The organism is Roseateles sp. P1_C6, assembly GCF_056406315.1.
In genome coordinates this window covers 87,422-105,455 of record NZ_JBFUAK010000013.1, presented here as the reverse complement: position 1 = coordinate 105,455, position 18,034 = coordinate 87,422, and the positions used below count along the sequence as shown (strand labels likewise).

The following is an 18,034-nucleotide window of genomic DNA, read 5'->3' as shown; positions in this document are numbered from 1 at the left end:
ATGCAATCGAATGAGAAGCGTATCCGGCCGTCAGTATTTGTTGACGCGCTTCTGATTAGTTTTGTGCCTCTGGGCCTCAACCTGCTGCGCGTCGTCGATCCGAATGGCAGCAAGCTGCCTGGTATTGCGCTGCTGCTATTGATAATTTTCAAGAATCTGCTGCTCTTGCCCGGTGTGTCTTGGCGTTATCAAAAAGTTTTTCATCGAAGCAATCTTGATGATTTTTTCGACCTGAGAATATTGACGCCACTGGTTTTGATGCTGATGCTGGGCTGCATTTCCGTCGCCAGAGGACTTGGCTATTACTACACGTTCTCGAACGTGTTTTCCAATATTATCCTGCTGCTGATAGGCCTCGTTGCGGCAGTTACGGCGTTCTTGAATACCACCAATGCAAAAGAAAGAAATCTGCTGATCTGTGCTGCGCCCGCTGGCTTGGTTATTCTGGTCGTTGCTAATTTGCTTGGCTTCGCTGCCGGGCTTGCCTCGGTGCCGATGCTGGGTGACGAGCGCTTGAATCAGACTTTGAAGATGTTTGGTATCACGGTTGGCCGAATTTATTTTCCGCTGATGGCTGGTACGAATACTTTTGGCAGTGTTTGTGCGCTTGGACTGTTGGCATCGATTGCCTTCTGGCGCACGGAGAGCGCTTTGGCAAAGGTACTGACCGGCATGTCCGTTCTGGCTTGCTTTGTCGCGTTGGTAGCGGTCGATTCTCGCGGCGCAATGCTGGCGGTAGTGGTCGCGATGATGTGGTGGATGCTCATTTCCAAGTCGTCGGTAATTCGGGTGCTCCCGTTGGGCTTGGTATTGTTGAGTCCGTTTGTACCGTTTCTGCTGTCTGCAATATTTTCGTTTGTCAACGAGCAGGGGCTCTTGTCCGGTTTGGTGCGATCGGGCACGCAGGGAAGTAAGCTGGGGGTTGGAACGGGTCGCCAATATATTTGGAATGCTGCGCTCGGCGAAATTTCCAACGGCAACATCATCCACCTGATCGGGTATGGCGCGTTCGGTCACGTTCAATCGAAACTATCCGCGGCCTATTCATGGATCTTCAACGAGTTGGGCCAGACCACCACGTCCGTGCACAACACTGCGCTGCAGATCTTCTTTGACATGGGTTACATCGGGGTGGTTGCCTGGGTCGCGCTGATGTATTCGCTCGTCTCCGGCTTGTTGAGACTTGCCAAAATTGAGGGCTATAAAGGACCGATGGTTGTCCTGTCAGCATCAATAATTTATCTTCTGCTGCAGAGTCAAACTGAAGTTGCCGTCACCATCTATACACCCGAATTGATTTTTTATTTCATAGTGGTCGCAACGGGAATATCGTGTGCCCTTAGGCGCTCCGGCGAACTGGTGGGGGCACGTTCATTGAAGGAAAAGCCCTCCATCCGTATGCCCTCGCTAGCGCATTGATTGTTAATGACCACTTCAGTTCCTTTGTCATCTAAAAATCTTTCCTTGGCCGGAGTGATCAACGTTCCTGCGCTGGATGGCTTCCGCGGCTTTTTGGCCATATGGGTTCTGCTTTCTCACGTGACCCAATTCGTTGATGGGCCGCGGGGTCTTATTGACCGTGGCGGCATCGCAGTTGATTTGTTTATGCTGGTCTCGGGTTTCTTGATGTTTTGGAACATCGAGAGTCGCTTCAAGCGAGAGAATCCGTACGTGGCAGGAACCTGGAAGAAGTTCTTTGCGCGTCGTTTTTTTAGAATCGCGCCCCTTTATTTTCTGGCGTTGGTGGTGTCAATGGTTTTGGAAGATTATTTCAAGACCGAATTGCGAGCCATCTATCTGACCCAGGGCGCTGAATTCACCCGTCCATTTGAAGCGTGTCATCGAGAGGCGATCGCGAACGTCTTTCTTCACGTAAGTTTTCTTTTTGGCTTCCACCCGTGCTACGCGGCCTCCAATGTCATCCCGGATTGGAGCCTTTCATTGGAAATGCAGTTCTACCTCTGCTTTCCGCTGCTTTATTTCGCTTTCAAAAGATGGTCGGCAATTCCTCTTGTGCTTGTTGCAGCAGTTTGTGTCGGCATTTCATTGCAGAATATTTCTGTATACACGATCGACCCTTCCAAGTGGATGTCGTTTCCGCAGCCATCTATCTTGATACTGCGGTTGAACTGTTTTGTTGCCGGCATAGTGTTGGCAAAAATCGTGTGTTCTGAAAGAGCATCCGTAATGGATTTCATCGCGTTGATGCTATCGGTTTTTCTTTTTCAGCGACTGACTTTCGCGGTGATTGCATGCTTCTTGACCGCTGTCATTCTCCGGCAATTGATTTCCAATCGGATTGGATCAAAGCTGATCGACTCCGTCCTTGATAGAAGCGCCACCTTATTTGAGGCGCCGTTTTTCCGTCGCCTCGGGGATCTGTCGTACGGGGTGTATTTGGTCCATATATTCCTGCTCATTCCCGCGGTGCGCTTCTTGCAATCCACAACTTGGTTTCTCCAGTTGGGTGGGGCTTCGCGGTTCATTTTGGTTGCCGGCGTTGTGATTCCGTTGGCTTTGCTGCTCGCGAAAATTGCTTTTGAGGCGATCGAGAAGCCGTTTATCAACGTGGGGCGCAAAGTCGCGAGTCGTTTGGCATGAAAATTTCGATAGTCACGATTGTTCGAAACGCTGAACACTATGTCGATCGGACGATTCGATCCGTATTGGCCCAGACGCATCCGGATATCGAGTACCTGGTTATTGATGGCGCCTCCACTGACGGGACGCTGGAAAAGATTCGCGCCTATGAGGGGCGCATCACCAGAATTGTCAGCGAGCCCGACAAGGGTATTTCAGATGCGTGGAACAAGGGCCTGCGCATGGCCACGGGTGAGGTGATTGGCCTGTTGAACGCCGGTGATGAGCATGCGCCCGATGCCGTGGCCAAGGTCGCTGCGGCGATTGCGGCCGGGGCGGACATCGTCTTCGGCGATACGCAATTGGTGGACGACGACGGCCAGGTGCTGATGTTCAACCAGGGCAAGTTCCATCCTTGGTTCTACTCCGCGGGATTTGGCATGTACCACCCGTCGGTCTTCGTGCGGCGCAGCGTGTACGAGAAGGTGGGCGAGTTCAACCCGACTTACCGGTATGCGATGGACTCGGACTGGCTGTCGCGCGCCTACGTGGCCGGCGCCAGGTTCCAGCATTGCGAATCCTTGACTCGCATGGTGGACGGTGGCATCAGCGTGCAGCGGCGTTTCGCGGCCTATGGTGAGCACCTGCAGGCCATGTATTCGGCGGGCATGCCAAAGAGTTTTGTCTACCGCTCCATGCTCATGACCGGCGTGCGTGGGTTGGTGCGGCTGATGCGCCCGCGTTGAGGTCGGAACGGTGATGACAGACCTGCAGGTACTGAAGAACAACGCCTTCGAGGGGGCGGCTGACGCGACGCCGCTGGTATCGGTGCTGGTGCCGTTCTACCGTTTCGATTGTTCTGCCCTGGTGGCGCGGTTGGGCGAGTTGGCGGGGCCAGAGCGTCTCGCCTTCGAACTGGTGCTGGCCGACGACGGCAGCCCGCAACCCGAGTTTGCGGATGCCGTCTGGGCGACGCTGCAGGCCAGCCCGGTGCCGGCCACGCTGCTGCGCTTCCATCGCAACCTGGGGCGGGCGGTGATCCGCAATCGACTGGCGCAGGCCGCGCGCGGCAGTTTCGTGCTCTACCTCGACGCAGACATGATGCCGGACGAGGCGGACTACCTGCAGCGCTACGTCGACCTCGCGCGGCGCGGCGCGGCGGACATCATCTATGGTGGCCGCAGTGCCAAGTTCTGCGATCGCGAGAACCCGGTGGTGCAGTTGCACCGGCGCTTCACGGAGCTGCGCGAGGCCGTGCCGGCCGAGGTCCGCGCGCAGGCGCCCGCCTACCACTTCTATTCGTGCAACTTCCTGGCCCGGCGCGAGGTACTGAACGCGATCCCGCTGGACGAGAAGTTCGTCGGCTGGGGTTGGGAAGACTGCGAGTGGGCCGCGCGAGCGAGCGAGCGCTACACGTTGCTGCACATCGACAACCCGGCCTCCCACCTGGGGCTGCTGGCGCCCGCGCAGATCCTGGCCAAGTACGACGAGTCGGTGGGCAATTTCCTGCGCATGCTGTCGCTGCGGCCGGCCATGGTGCTGCCCACCACGCTGTACAAGACCGCGCGGCTGATCTCGCGCTGGCACGCCGGTGGCTTAGTGCGTGCCGTGGCGAGGCGCCTGGCCCTGTCGTCTGGCGCGCCGATGCGCCTGCGCATTGCCTGCCTGTCCTTCTACAAGGCCGCGCTGTACAGCGCGGCGGTCTGAGCCCATGAAACCTGTTCGTGGCATGGGAAACATGCAGCGCCGCGGTGCGGCCGAGGTGTCGGCGCGATGAAGCTGCTGATCTACGGCATCAACTTCGCGCCCGAGCTGACCGGCATCGGCAAGTACTCCGGTGAGATGGCCCAATGGCTGGCCCACCGTGGCCACGCAGTGGAGGTGGTGACGGCGCCGCCCTACTACCCGGCCTGGCAGCGCGCCGAGGGCTACCCTGCCTGGGGCTATCAGCGCGAGACCCGGGGCGAAGGCGGTTCGGTGCGTGTAACGCGCTGCCCGCTGTGGGTGCCCAGCAAGCCCTCGGGGTTGAAGCGCTTGCTGCACCTGGCCTCGTTTGCGCTGAGCAGCGCCCCGGCGCTGTGGCGTGCGCTGCGCGACGGCAGCCGGCGGCCGGATGCGGTGATCCTCGTGGTGCCGACCTTGTTCACCGCCCCGGCAGCCTTGTGGTTGGGCCGCCGCTACGGCGTGCCGGTCTGGCTGCATGTGCAGGATTTCGAGGTCGACGCGATGCTGGGCATGGGCATCGTCGGCGGTGGCGGCGGGCTGGCCAACCTGGCCTACCGCTTCGAGCGCTGGTGCCTGCAGGGCGCCGCCGTGGCATCCAGCATCACGACCAAGATGGTGGAGCGCCTGCTGGCCAAGGGTGTGGCGCCGCAGCGCGCGCAGCTGTTCCCGAACTGGGTGGACTTGAGCAGCGTCTACCCATTGCCGCGTCCGAACGCCTTCCGCGCCGAGCTTGGCCTGGCGGAGACGGACGTGCTGGTGCTGTACTCCGGCAACATGGGCGAGAAGCAGGGGCTGGAGCTGGTCATCGAGGCTGCGCGCCGGCTGCAGGCGATGCCCGGGCTGCGCTTTGTGCTGGCCGGCGATGGCGGTGCCCGCGAGCGGTTGATGGCGCAGGCACAAGGCCTCACCAATCTGCAGTGGCTGCCGCTGCAGCCGGCCGAGCGCCTGAACTTGATGCTCAACGCGGCGGACATCCATGTGCTGCCGCAGCGGGCCGACGCGGCCGACCTGGTCATGCCCTCCAAGCTGACCGGCATGCTGGCCAGCGGCCGCGCGGTGGTGGGCACGGCGGCGGCGGACACGCAGCTGGGCGGTGTGCTGACGCAATGCGGCGTGCGCATCGAGCCCGGTGATGCGGTGGCGTTGGCCGATGCCTTGCAGGCCCTGGCCCAGCAACCGGAGCGCCGCGACACGCTGGGCGCGGCGGGGCGCGCCTACGCACAGGCCGAACTGGCACAGGACGCAATCCTGCTGAAGTTCGAGGCTGCTCTGCAGGCTTTGCCCAAGCGCTGAAGGCCGCGGGGCGCGCCGCCCCGTTGGTTCAGCGGTTGGCAGCGCCCTGGTTCACGACTTTGATTGACGCGACGCATGGGTGCGATTCCACCGTCGCGTCCGACGAGAACACCAGCGTGTTCAGCCGGCGCCAGGCGCCACTCTTCACGGCGAGGTTGTTCTGCGTCGTGGTCTTGCCCTCGGGTGGATGGACTTCCAACGTCCAATTCGGTTTATCCGCCCCAAGGGGTGCCTGCATGCGGAAGCGTGTCCAGCCGCCGACCGGCACGGGCGCGATTACCTTGCCAGCGACTTCGGCGCCGGCTGATGTGATGCGCACCGACGGGCCGGCGACGTAGGGCGATGCGTTGTCGCGCCATTCCACCAGCATGGCGGTGGCGGCGTCGATCTTCAATTCGAACTCCACGACGGTGTTGCCCTGCGTGTGGTTCAGCGTGGCGAATGCGGCAGGCTCCCAGCGGTTGGCCAGGGCGGGGCTGTCGTTGAAGGCCAGGCATTTGCCGTGGGGTGCACCGGCTTGCGCCTCCACCTGCAGGGTGGCAGCTTTGTCGGCGGGCAGGTAGCGCAGGTTCACGGGCCGGGCGGCAGGCGCCGTGCCGGCGATGTCCACCGTCAGGTCGGTGGGAGGCGCGATGGTGGCTTTGGCCGGCTCGGCCACGCCCGCCAGGCTGCGGGCAGCGGGCTCTGCGTTGCCGGGCGCCGCCGTGGCGCCAGCGTTTGCCGCTGCTTTGGCGGTCGGACCGTCGGGACTCTGGCTCGCCGCAGCGGCCTTGGCCGACGAGGAGCCGCCGCCGCGCCAGGTGGCGAGCGCCGTGTTGATGACGCCCATCCATGCCGGGTTGGCGCTGCGGATGTCGGTGGGTGCGGCACCGGCCTGCACGTTGGCGCTGCCCTGCGCGCAGCCGTCACCGCAGGGGCCGATGTCGGCGCCCTTGCCGCCCAGGGCCGAGCTCACCTCGTTGCCCTGGAACTGGATGTTGGCGCCGCGCGCGAACTGATCAAACGGCCGTGCACCCTTGGGCGCGATGAGGTTGCCCTGAACCTTGAGGTTGGTGTCGGCCTCCGGCTTGGTGACGCGGATCTCTGCGGCGTCGCCGCCCGCAAGGATGTTGCCCTTGAGCGTGTTGTCCTTGCCGAAATGCAGGTGATAGCCGCCGGAGTCGGTGTCGAGCACGACATTTCCCTCCACGACAAGGCCGCTGCTGCCCTCGTCGTTGTAGATGCCCCAGGCGCCCGAGCCATAGCCGTCATAGCCGCGCACGGTACGGATGATGTTGTTGGCGATCACGGTACCGGGCGAGCGTCCCAGCGTGTAGATGCCCGCCAGGTCGGCCAGCTGGCGACGGCCGATGTTGTAGATGAGGTTGCCCTTGACAAGGTTGCGGCCCGACGTGGCGGGTCCGTAGCCCCAGGTCCAGCCCACCGAGATGCCGGTGTAGGTGGTGTCGTGGATGGTGTTGCGCAGCAGCTGGTTGTCCCACGACTGGCCCACGAAGATGCCCACGGCACTCGGGAACACCTGGCCGGTTTGCGAGATGGTGTTGCCGATGAGTTGGTTGTCACCGGTGGCGCCACCGTCCGACGGCGACTGGTTGGCCAGGCCCACCTTGATGCCGCCGGCGCCCAGATCGGTGAATGTGGAGTCGGTGACCTTGGCGTCGCGCACGCTGTCGCGCAGCCAGAGGCCCCAACCGCCCGTGTGCTGCACGCTGCCGTTGCTGAAGACAAAGCCGGTGGCCTTGTTGACCTCGATGGCGGCGCCCACGATGTAGGCGGCCTGGTTGTCGGTCACGCCGGCCTCCGGCGTCAGATAGCGTGTGTGGGCGAAAGACAGCCCTACCAGATGAAGATGGTTGGCACCCTGCGCGACAACCAGTTTCTCGAGCGTCGGCAACGTGGCCTGCAAGGACTTGCCGGCCTCGTCGCTGCGGCTGATGTAGCGCACGGCACCATCGCCGTAGATCCATTCGCCGGGAGCGTCGAGCGCGGCGACCACGTTCTCGATGAAGTAGCGCTGCGACGTACCGCCCAGGCTCAGGAACGGCCACAAGGCGCGTGGCGCAATGCGCACGCTGCTGGGCGGCGTGGGCTGGCCGGACAGGCGATGCTGGCCGGTTGTCCAGGACTGGTAGACCTCGACGATGGCGCGCTTCTTGTCGGCCGCGCTCAAGCCGTTGATCCAGCTCAGGTTGGCCGGGGCAGCGGCGAAGGCTTCCGAGCCTTGCTTGCCCGCGGCTTCGCCGGGAACGCTCACCGCGCTCTGGACGAACCAGGTCTCGTTGCCATTGGGCTGGCGGGCCAGCGTGGCGCGCCGCCCGTTGACGAACAGCTGCGAGCCCCCATTCGCGGCGGCAGGGTTGGCTGGCGCCTTGTAGGTGAGGGTGGCGCCCGCACGCGAGGCGGGCTGGCTGCCGAGATCGACGCCGCCGCTGATGCGGACGGTGCCGGGCTGCCGGGCTTCGTAGCTGACAGGTGCGTCTGCCGTGCCCGAGTCAGCGGGTGTGAAGGTCAGCGTACCGCCGAGGGGGTAGTCGCCCGGGCCGATCAGCACGCGCACGGGTGCACGAGGAGCGGCGCCGGCCACCATCGCGGCAATGCGGTTGCGGGCCAGGGCCTGTGCGCGGGCGAGTGTCTTGACGGCGCCGGAGGCAGCATCGCCGTTGGCGCCGTCCGAACCGGCGGCATCCACATTGATGATCACCGCTTCGGCGGCCGCAGCCGACTTTGCGGGAGCTTCAGCCGGAGCGGCATGCACGCTGGCCGAGGCGGCCAGCACGACCAGGGAAAGCAGTTGGGGAAAAGGGCGTTGGGGCATGCGAGCAGTCCTCGCCGATCCATGCCGCAGTCCGGCGGGAGCCGGTGTCTGCGCACGACCGACGGGCGCCATGCCCGTGGCGTCGGCTGAGGTCAGCGTAACGCTTTTGCTGCGCCGCAGCGTGACCTGCTTTCAGGGGGATGTAACCACAGACAAATGATTCGCCGTCCACGCGGCTTGCCTGCCGGCCCGGAGTCAACGATCCAGGTAATCGTTGATCCGGGCATGCCGGGTTACTTCAGATTGCTGGCCTTCAGGCCGGCGATGCAAGGCGTGGAGGTAACGGCAGCGTCCGACCAGAAACCCAGCCAGTTCAGGCGACTCCAGCCGGTGTTCTTGTTGGCGATGTTGTCAATCACCACCTTTTGGCCATTGGCGCGTGTGATCTCAAGTTTCCACTTGCCCGAGCCTGCCAGGCTGGTGATCTGGAACTTCGTCCATTCCCCGGTGCTGATCGTGGCGACCACCTTGCCCGCAATCTCCACGCCCGCAGGCGTGATGCGCATCGAAGGTCCGGCAAGATAGGTGGTCGCGTTGTCCCGCCATTCATGAAAGAACACGGTCGATGCATCGATCTTGAGTTGGAACTCGGCGACCGTCGTGCCGGTGTCGTAGTTGAATTGGGCGACCGCCAGCGGCTCCCAGCGGTTGGTGTAAGTCGCCGAATCATTGAAAGCCAAGCACTTGCCTGCCGGAGCATCAGCCATCGCCGCAACTGCAATTGCCCCGAGATTGCCCGCCGGCAAATAGAGCATGCCCAGCGGCCTCTTGCCGATGGCGAGTTCTTCAATGACAGCATCGAAGTCCGTCGCCGGCGCAACCAACGCCGTTGGCGCATCCGCCACAGGCGGCAGATTGGCGGCGGCGACCTTGGCTGCCACTTGGTCGGCCGGGACACCCGACCACTGGGCGACGGCATTGGCAATCGTGGTGGAGGCCATGGCGTTCGACGTCTTGACGTCGACGGGTTGCGTCGTCGATGTCACCGATGCCGTGCCGAGCGTGCAACCCGCGCCGCATTTAGTGATGGAGACGCCAGTGCCGCTGAGCGTTGAGGACACCTGGTTGCTCGCGAAATCCACTTCGGGCGCCTGGGCAAACCATTCGAACGGTTCCTTGGTCTTGGGCGCGATCAGGTTCCCTTGGATGGCCAGGTTGATGCCTGTTTCCAGTTTTGTGACGCGCACCTCGGCGAGGTCGCCACCGGCAAACAGGTTGCCACGCACGACGTTGTCCTTGCCGTAGTGGATGTGGAAGCCGCCCCCGTCAGTACCCAGCACGACATTGTTCTCGATGACGATGTTGCTGGTGCCTTCGTCGCTGTAGATGCCCCAGGCACCTGCGCCGTAGTTCTTGTAACCCCGCACTGAGCGGATGATGTTGTTGGAGATCACCGTGCCGGGCGAGCGGCCCAGCGTGTAGATGCCGGCAATGTCAGCCAGCTGCCGTTGGCCGATGTTGTAGATCAGGTTGCCGCTGATCAGGTTGCGGCCAGAGGTAGGTGTTGCATAGCCCCAGCTCCAGCCGACTGAAATGCCGGTGTAGGTCGTGTTGAAGATGGTGTTGCGCAGCAGCTGGTTGTCCCAGGACTGGCCGACAAAAACAGCTACGGCACCGGGGAAGATATTCCCGGTTTCCGAGATGGTGTTGCCCGTCAGCTGATTGGCACCCGTGGCCGTCGTGTCGGTCGGCGACTGGGCGGTCAGACCGATCTTGACGCCGCCCGCGCCGAGGTCGGTGAAGCGGGAGTTGGTGATCGTGGAATCGCGAACGCTGTCGCGAAGCCAGAGGCCCCAGCCACCCGTCCGGTAGACCGTGTTGCCGGTGAAGATGAAGTTCTTGGCCTTGTTGACCTCGATCGCAGCGGCAATCGGGTAGGCCGCCTGGCCGTCCGTGAATCCGGTGTCTGGCGTGAGATACCGGCTGTAGCCGAAGGTCAGACCGGAAAACTGCAGGTTCACGACCGGCTTCGTGGTTTCGCCCTGCACCAGCACAAGCCGCTCAAGGATAGGCAGCGTCGCGTGCAACTGCGCACCGACTTCGTCGTCGCGGCGGATGTAACCCAGCGTGCCCACGTTCGGGATCCACTCGCCTGCAGCATCGAAGGCCGCAGGGACGTTCTCGATGAAATAGCGCTGCGAGACGCCCCCCAGGCTCAGGAAGGGCCAGGGGGCCTTGGGTGAGACGCGCACGCTGCCGGTTGGCACCGGCTGATCTGACAGACGGTGCTTGCCCGTTGTCCAGGACTGGTACAGGTTCATGACGGCGCGCTTCTTGTCCGCGGCGCTGAGGCTGTTGATCCAGGTCAGGTTGGTGGCCGCAGGGACGAAAGCCTCGGAGCCTTCGCGACCGGCAACCTCGCCGTCGACGGTGGTGGCGCGCTGCACAAACCAGGCTTCACGCTCATTGGGTTGGCGCGCCAGCGCGGCGCGCCGACCGTTCACGTACAACTGCCCACCACCGGCCACTGCAGCGGCGTCCGTCGGGGCGTCATAGGTCAAGGCCGTGGCGGTGGCCGGCGCGGTCTTGCTGCCGAGGTCTGCACCGCCGCTGATCAGAACGGTGCCGGCCTGCGCCGCCTCGTACCTGACGGGCGCCGTGCTGGTACCGGAATCCAACGGCGTGAAGGTGAGGGTGTTCTTGAGCAGATACGCCCCCGGGCCGATGACAACGCGCACCGGTGCGCGGGTGGCGGTGCCCGCCACCATCGCGGCGATCTTGGCGCGCGCCAACTGCTGGGCACGCGTGATCGACTTCACCGGGCCGTCGGCGCCGGTGCTGGTTTGGACCGCGCCGGTGTTCGTGTCGTTGCCGGTGACGGCAAGGTAGATGAAGACGTCGCCCGGGAGCGTTTCTGTGCCGGCTGCGATCTTGGCGCCGGCGCCGGAGTCCACGGTACCGGCCGCTGCGCCCGCCGTGCCGGTTCCGGAGGCAATGGACGCGTTGCCTGCCGTGCCGCCCGTCGAGCCGCTGCTTGTGCCGCCCGTGGAGGTCGCGGTGCCGCTGGATGAGCTGGTCGACGAGCTACCCGTGCTGCCGGAAGTGCCGGCTGTGGTGGGCGTGGTGCCGACGACGCCTGCGGTGGTCACCGGAGCGGAGGCTGCGGCGGATGCTGCCGCGGCAGCCTCGGATGCCGCGCTGGCGGGAGCCGAGGCGCTGTCGGCAGCTGCAGCAGACGCCGCCTGCCCCGATGGCTCGTTGGCGGCCATGGGCTTGGGAGTCTCCGAACCGCCGCTGCCGCCGCCGCATGCAGCGAGGAGGGCGCTCGTTGCCAGAAGACTTGCCAGTGCGCTGAGGCGGGCTTGCGGAAGGATGGCGCGTGATTTCATGGTGGGACCCAGGAAGTTGGCGCCAGCCGTACAGCCTGTGGCCAGCGCGATTTCATGATTGTCGACACTGCCTGCGAAGCGCTTAGTGCGATAACTCGCGGTTTCCTCGCGGCAGGGGTAAGGCATTGAAACAGCTGCGCAGTAGTGCCGGGTGGCCCGGCCAGTCGGGCCCTGCGTGTGCACCTGGTGGGTGCGCTGGCAGTGGCTGCGATTGGCGAGTTAGGAGTGTGCTCCGTTTCGTCGGGCGCGGCACGTGTCGCGCGGGTCATTGTTTGTCTAAAGTCGAGGTGACGCCAGGGTCAACGTAGGGTGAAGCCGTGGATTTGAGCCTGCATCCCTGTTGCGGTTGGGCCGAGGCCCCGCCGAAGTCACGGGTGCTGAGCGAGAATGCCGCCGCGTTGGCCCGGCGGCTCCAGGCGCCGCCCGCGTTTACCCACTGGGAGATTCCGTGAAAGTACTCGTCACCGGCGCAGCCGGCTTCATCGGCATGCATGTCAGCCAGATCCTGCTCGCGCGCGGCGACCAGGTCGTGGGCCTGGACAACCTGAACGACTATTACAGCCCCCAGCTCAAGCATGACCGACTGGCACGGCTGACGCCAAAGGCCGGCTTCAGCTTCGTGCAGATGGACGTGGCTGACCGCGCCGGCATCGCCAAGCTGTTCCAGGACGAGCGTTTCGACCGTGTCGTGCACCTGGCCGCCCAGGCCGGGGTGCGCTACTCCATCGAGAACCCGCACGCCTACATCGACAGCAACATCGTCGGCTTCACCAACATCCTGGAGGGTTGCCGCCACAACGGCGTGCAGCACCTGGCCTATGCGTCCAGCTCCAGCGTGTACGGCGGCAACACGCACATGCCTTTCTCGGAGCACCACAGCGTTGACCATCCCATCAGCCTCTACGCCGCGACGAAGAAGGCCAACGAGCTGATGGCGCACACCTATTCGCACCTGTTCGGCCTGCCGACGACGGGGCTGCGCTTCTTCACGGTCTACGGGCCTTGGGGCCGGCCGGACATGGCCCTTTTCCTGTTCACCAAGGCCATCATCGAAGGACGGCCCATCAACGTGTTCAACCACGGCAAGATGATCCGCGACTTCACGTTCGTGGATGACATCGCCGAGGGCGTCGTGCGCGTGCTGGACCGCACGGCCACGTCCGACCCGGACTACGACCCCGCCAAGGCCGATCCGGCGCGCTCCAGCGCCCCGTACCGCGTGTTCAACATCGGCAACCACGCGCCCATCCAGTTGATGAGCTTCATCGAGGCCATCGAACAGGCCGTGGGGCGCGAAGCGGTAAAGAACTTCATGCCGCTGCAGGACGGTGACGTGCCGGCGACGCATGCCGACGTCGAGGAACTGGCCGCGTGGACGGACTTCCGCCCGGCCATGCCGGTGCCTGAAGGCATCAAGCGCTTCGTTGCCTGGTATCGGGACTACTACAAGGTCTGAGCCCCGCGCGGCCACGGCCGCGCCCGCTTTGTGACTGCAACATGATTGCCATGTTGCCGCCACGGCACCGTCATGCACGCTTGCTTCAATGCCGTCGCGCAGTTTGCGACGGGAGGCTAGCGAATGAAGGTCACCACCATTGGCACCGGCTATGTGGGTTTGGTCACGGGCGCTTGCCTGGCCGAGATGGGCAACCATGTGGTCTGCCTGGATCTGGATGCTGACAAGATCAGCATGCTCCAGGGTGGCGAGATTCCCATCCACGAGCCCGGGTTGGCCGATGTCGTGCGCCGCAATGCGGCGGCGGGGCGGCTGCAGTTCACCACCGACGCGGACTACGCGGTGCAGCACGGCACGCTGCTTTTCATCGCGGTGGGCACGCCGCCGGGTGAGGACGGCTCCGCCGATCTGAGCCATGTCGTTGCGGCTGCGCGCACCATAGGCCGTCGCATGACCGACTACAAGGTCGTGGTCGACAAGAGCACGGTGCCAGTAGGGACGGCCGACACGGTGCGCAGCACCATCGCCGGCGCCTTGCGGGAACGCGCGGTCGCGCTCGAGTTCGCGGTGGTCTCCAACCCGGAATTCCTCAAGGAAGGCGCGGCGGTGGAGGATTTCATGCGGCCTGATCGCATCATCGTGGGCTCGGACGACGAGCGCGCGACGCTGCTGATGCGTGCGCTGTACGCGCCGTTCACGCGCAACAACGACCGCATGCTGGTCATGGATGTGCGTAGCGCTGAATTCACCAAGTACGCGGCCAACGCGATGCTGGCCACGCGCATCAGCTTCATGAACGAGATGGCGTTGCTGGCCGAACAGCTCGGTGCCGACATCGAACTTGTTCGTCGCGGCATAGGCTCGGACCCGCGCATCGGCTACCACTTCCTGTACGCCGGTGTCGGCTACGGCGGCTCCTGCTTTCCCAAGGACGTGAAGGCCTTGATCCACAGCGCTGCCGGTATCGGCATGCCGCTGCGCGTGCTGGCCGCGGTGGAGGAGGCCAACGAGTTCCAGAAGCAGGTGCTGGTCAACAAGGTCGTCGCACGCTTTGGCCCGGATCTGCATGGCCGGCGCTTTGCGTTGTGGGGGCTGGCCTTCAAGCCCGACACGGACGACATGCGTGAGGCGCCCGCGATCGTCATCGTCGACGAGTTGCTGCGCCGCGGCGCGAGCGTTGCGGCTTACGACCCGGTTGCGCTGGCCGAGGCGGCACGGCATTTCGGCGGCCGTGCCAATCTTGAACTGTGCGCCAGCGCCGAGGACTGTCTGGCAGACGCCGACGCACTCTTGGTCGTGACCGAGTGGCGCGAGTTTCGCGCGCCGGATTTCGACACGATCAAGGCGTCGCTGCGCTCACCGGTGATCTTCGATGGCCGCAACCTCTACGACCCGGCATTGATGCGTGCCTTGGGCCTGGAGCACCACGGCATTGGCCGCGGTCAGTCGAACTTCCTGGCTTCGGCCCAGAGTGGCGCGGTCACGTCCTTGGCCGACAGCTGGGGCGTGATGCCGGCCAGCGGCCATTCGACGCCGATGGTCGGGTCGTCCCAGCGCACGGCGGCTTCACACTCGGGAGCGTAGCGGCCGCTGGTCTTGTAGAGGAAGTCGGCGGTTTCGCTGCTGACGACGAAGCCGTGCGCAAAGCCCGGCGGGATCCACAGCTGGCGCTGGTTCTCGGCCGTGAGGTCATAGCCGACCCAGCGGCCGAAGTTGGGGCTGGACTTGCGCATGTCCACGGCGACGTCGAACACCGCGCCGGACACGCAGCGCACCAGCTTGCCCTGGGCATGTGGGTCAAGCTGGTAGTGCAGGCCGCGCAGCACGCCGCGCGCCGAGCGCGAGTGGTTGTCCTGCACGAAATGCACGTCGTAGCCCAGGGCGGCGTTGAAGCGCGCCTCGTTCCAGCTCTCCGTGAAGAAGCCGCGAGCGTCGCCGAAGACCTTGGGTTCGACGATCAGGACCTCAGGCAGTGCGGTGGGTGTGATCTGCAGCATCGTGTCAGAACGCCTTTTCGGTCAGCACCTTGAGCAGGTATTGGCCGTACCCGTTCTTGGCCAATGGCTTGGCCAATGCTTCCAACTGGGCGGCATCGATCCAGCCTGCCCGGTAGGCGATTTCCTCGGGGCAGGCCACCTTCAGGCCCTGGCGCTTTTCCAGTGTTGCGATGAACTGGCCGGCCTCCATCAGGCTGTCGTGGGTGCCGGTGTCAAGCCAGGCGTAGCCACGGCCCATGATTTCCACGTTGAGCTGGCCGCGCTTCAGGTATTCGGCGTTGACGTCGGTGATTTCCAACTCGCCACGCGGGCTGGGCTTGATGGCGGCCGCGATGTCGCAGACCTGTTCGTCGTAGAAGTACAGGCCCGTGACGGCGTAGTTGCTCTTGGGCGCCTTGGGCTTCTCTTCGATGGACAGCGCGCGCCGCTGCGCGTCGAAGTCGACCACGCCATAGCGCTCGGGGTCGTGCACGTGATAGGCGAACACGCTCGCCCCCGCGTCGCGTGACGTGGCGTTGTTCAACAGGCCGGCGAAGTCATGGCCGTAAAAGATGTTGTCGCCCAGCACGAGGGCGCTGGGCGCGCCACCCACGAAGTCACGGCCGAGGATGAAGGCCTGGGCGAGGCCATCGGGGCTGGGCTGCACGCAGTAGCTGATGTTCAGGCCCCACCGCGTGCCGTCGCCCAACAGCGCCTTGAAGCGCGGTGTGTCCTGCGGCGTGCTGATGAGCAAGATGTCCCGGATGCCCGCGAGCATCAAGGTGCTCAGCGGGTAATAGACCATGGGCTTGTCGTAGACCGGCAGCAGTTGCTTGCTGACGGCCAGCGTGGCCGGATGCAGCCGCGTGCCGGAGCCGCCGGCGAGGATGATGCCTTTACGGTTTGTCATGACGATCCTTCAGAGGATTTCTTCGAGCATGCGTTCGACGCCTTGCTGCCAGGTGGGCAGCTTCAGGCCGAAGCGCTGTTGGAGTTTGGCGGTCGACAGCCGTGAGTTCAGCGGCCGGGTGGCTGGCGTCGGGTAGTCGCTGGTCGGGATCGCGAGAACCTGATCGGCGGCAACCTTGATGTCGATACCGCGGATGCGTGCGTACTCGATGACCAGGCGGGCATAGGCGTGCCAGCTCGTTTCACCGCCGGCGACGGCGTGATAGGTGCCGCTCAGCGCCGGGTTCGCTCGCGCGGCCCGCAGCATGTGGGCGGACAGGTCGGCCAGCAGATCGGCGCCGGTCGGCGCGCCGATCTGGTCGGCAATGACCTTGAGCTGCTCGCGCTCGCGAGCCAGGCGCAGCATGGTCTTGGCGAAATTGCCGCCCCGGGCCGCGTAGACCCAGCTCGTGCGCAAGATCAGGTGCTGGCAGCCGCTGGCACGGATGCCGTCCTCGCCATCCGCCTTGGTGGTGCCATAGACGCTCAGCGGCGCGATGGCTGCTTCCTCGTCGCGCGGGCGGTCGCCGCTGCCGTCGAAGACATAGTCGGTTGAATAGTGCACCAGCAGCGCACCGGTTCGCTTGGCCTCGATGGCGAGCAGGGCGGGTGCCTGGGCATTGATGGCGCGGGCGGTTTCGGCGTCGCTCTCCGCCTTGTCGACGGCGGTGTAGGCGGCCGCATTGACGATGACCTGGGGCGCTACCGCCTGCACTGCCGCCATCAGTGCCTGGGAATTGCCGAGGTCGCCCCCGTTGTGCCGGTCGAGCGACGTGACGTCGCCGACCGCGGCCAGCGAGCGCTGCAGTTCCCAGCCGAGCTGGCCGTTCTTGCCAAGCAGCAGGATCTTCATGCGGCGGTGTAGTGCTGGCTGATCCAGTCGCGATAAGCGCCGCTTTGCACGCGGGCAACCCAGTCCGGGTGATCGAGGTACCACTGCACGGTCTTGCGGATGCCGGTCTCGAAGGTCTCGGCGGGGCGCCAGCCGAGTTCGCGTTCGATCTTGCGTGCATCGATGGCGTAACGACGGTCGTGGCCGGGACGGTCCTTGACGTAGGTGATCAGTCGCTCGTACTTGCCGGCTGGGTCGGGCCGCAGCTCGTCGAGCAGCGCGCAGACGATCCTGACGATGTCGATGTTGGCCTGCTCGTTCCAGCCGCCGATGTTGTAGGTCTCGCCCAGCTTGCCGCCGGCCAGCACAGCGCGGATGCCGCTGCAATGGTCGGTCACGTAGAGCCAGTCGCGGATCTGCTGGCCGTCCCCGTACACGGGCAGGGGCTTGCCCGTCAGCGCGTTGACGATCATCAGCGGGATCAGCTTCTCGGGGAAGTGATAAGGCCCGTAGTTGTTCGAACAGTTGGTCGTGACGACCGGCAGCCCGTAGGTGTGGTGCCAGGCGCGCACGAGGTGGTCGCTGGCGGCCTTGCTGGCCGAGTAGGGGCTGTTGGGCTCGTAGGGGTTGGTCTCGGCAAAGGGCGGGTCGTCGGCCTTCAAAGAGCCGTAGACCTCGTCGGTCGAGACGTGGTGAAAACGGAAGGCCGCCTTGGCTTCAACTTCCAGCGTGCTCCAGTAGGCACGCGCTGCCTCGAGCAGCGTGAAGGTGCCGTCCACGTTGGTGCGCATGAAGGCGCCCGGGCCGCTGATGGAGCGGTCGACATGGCTCTCTGCCGCAAAGTGGACGATGGCGCGCGGACGATGCTGTGCCAGCAGGCCGTCGACGAGAGCGCGGTCACAAATGTCGCCCTTGACGAAGACGTGGCGGGCGTCGCCATCGAGCGACGCGAGGTTCTCGAGGTTGCCCGCGTAGGTCAACACGTCGAGATTGACGACAGGCTCGTCGGACTGGCGCAGCCAGTCGAGCACGAAGTTGCTGCCGATGAAGCCGGCGCCGCCGGTGACGAGGATGGTCATC

Annotated in this window: 12 protein-coding genes and 1 pseudogene; 7 read left to right on the top strand and 6 right to left on the bottom strand. The window is 64.2% G+C overall.

From position 1 onward, the window contains the following. From AC1D29_RS26190 to AC1D29_RS26170, 5 genes are all read left to right on the top strand, one after another. A complete protein-coding gene (locus AC1D29_RS26190; RefSeq protein WP_477903062.1) occupies nt 1-1,419 on the top strand; it encodes an O-antigen ligase family protein in 1,419 nt (472 codons plus the stop codon). Between the two features lie 6 nt (nt 1,420-1,425). After that, nucleotides 1,426-2,601: an acyltransferase family protein gene (locus AC1D29_RS26185; protein WP_477903060.1), complete on the top strand. Its 1,176-nt coding sequence runs from the start codon at nt 1,426-1,428 to the stop codon at nt 2,599-2,601. Next, a complete protein-coding gene (locus AC1D29_RS26180; protein WP_477903058.1) occupies nt 2,598-3,326 on the top strand; it encodes a glycosyltransferase family 2 protein in 729 nt (242 codons plus the stop codon). The genes AC1D29_RS26185 and AC1D29_RS26180 overlap by 4 nt, the downstream gene beginning before the upstream one ends. A gap of 13 nt (nt 3,327-3,339) precedes the next feature. Further along, nucleotides 3,340-4,287, top strand: coding sequence for a glycosyltransferase family 2 protein (locus AC1D29_RS26175; RefSeq protein WP_477903056.1), 948 nt, complete (start codon nt 3,340-3,342; stop codon nt 4,285-4,287). 66 nt (nt 4,288-4,353) lie between these two features. Then, entirely contained in the window at nt 4,354-5,598 is a 1,245-nt protein-coding gene (locus AC1D29_RS26170; protein WP_477903054.1) for a WcaI family glycosyltransferase, read from the top strand. Between the two features lie 28 nt (nt 5,599-5,626). Here the strand turns inward: AC1D29_RS26170 and AC1D29_RS26165 are convergent, their stop codons facing one another. Together AC1D29_RS26165 and AC1D29_RS26160 are read right to left on the bottom strand one after the other, a co-directional pair. Beyond that, the gene (locus AC1D29_RS26165; RefSeq protein WP_477903052.1) at nt 5,627-8,413 is read right to left on the bottom strand and encodes a right-handed parallel beta-helix repeat-containing protein; all 2,787 of its coding nucleotides are present in this window, start codon (nt 8,411-8,413) and stop codon (nt 5,627-5,629) included. Between the two features lie 233 nt (nt 8,414-8,646). Then, nucleotides 8,647-11,742, bottom strand: coding sequence for a right-handed parallel beta-helix repeat-containing protein (locus AC1D29_RS26160; protein ID WP_477903050.1), 3,096 nt, complete (start codon nt 11,740-11,742; stop codon nt 8,647-8,649). Nucleotides 11,743-12,190: 448 nt separating this feature from the next. On the opposite strand from AC1D29_RS26160, the gene AC1D29_RS26155 reads away from it, so the two are divergent. Further along, complete coding sequence (locus AC1D29_RS26155; RefSeq protein WP_477903048.1) at nt 12,191-13,198, top strand: NAD-dependent epimerase; 1,008 nt, start codon at nt 12,191-12,193, stop codon at nt 13,196-13,198. A gap of 123 nt (nt 13,199-13,321) precedes the next feature. Further along, a pseudogene (locus tag AC1D29_RS26150) lies at nt 13,322-14,638 on the top strand (UDP-glucose dehydrogenase family protein); the annotation flags it as partial. 2 nt (nt 14,639-14,640) lie between these two features. On the opposite strand, the gene rfbC reads toward AC1D29_RS26150, so the two are convergent. From rfbC to rfbB, 4 genes are read right to left on the bottom strand one after another with little or no spacing between them, the layout of a single operon-like run. Further along, nucleotides 14,641-15,192: a dTDP-4-dehydrorhamnose 3,5-epimerase gene (gene rfbC / locus AC1D29_RS26145; RefSeq protein WP_477903275.1), complete on the bottom strand. Its 552-nt coding sequence runs from the start codon at nt 15,190-15,192 to the stop codon at nt 14,641-14,643. Between the two features lie 7 nt (nt 15,193-15,199). After that, nucleotides 15,200-16,084 (bottom strand): glucose-1-phosphate thymidylyltransferase RfbA, encoded by an 885-nt coding sequence (gene rfbA, locus AC1D29_RS26140; protein WP_477903046.1) that lies wholly within the window; start codon nt 16,082-16,084, stop codon nt 15,200-15,202. Nucleotides 16,085-16,093: 9 nt separating this feature from the next. Next, a complete protein-coding gene (gene rfbD, locus AC1D29_RS26135) occupies nt 16,094-16,975 on the bottom strand; it encodes a dTDP-4-dehydrorhamnose reductase (RefSeq protein ID WP_477903044.1) in 882 nt (293 codons plus the stop codon). Continuing rightward, nucleotides 16,972-18,033, bottom strand: a complete 1,062-nt coding sequence (gene rfbB / locus AC1D29_RS26130; RefSeq protein ID WP_477903042.1) for a dTDP-glucose 4,6-dehydratase — start codon at nt 18,031-18,033, stop codon at nt 16,972-16,974. Before rfbB ends, rfbD begins: the two co-directional genes overlap by 4 nt. Nucleotide 18,034 lies beyond the last annotated feature (1 nt).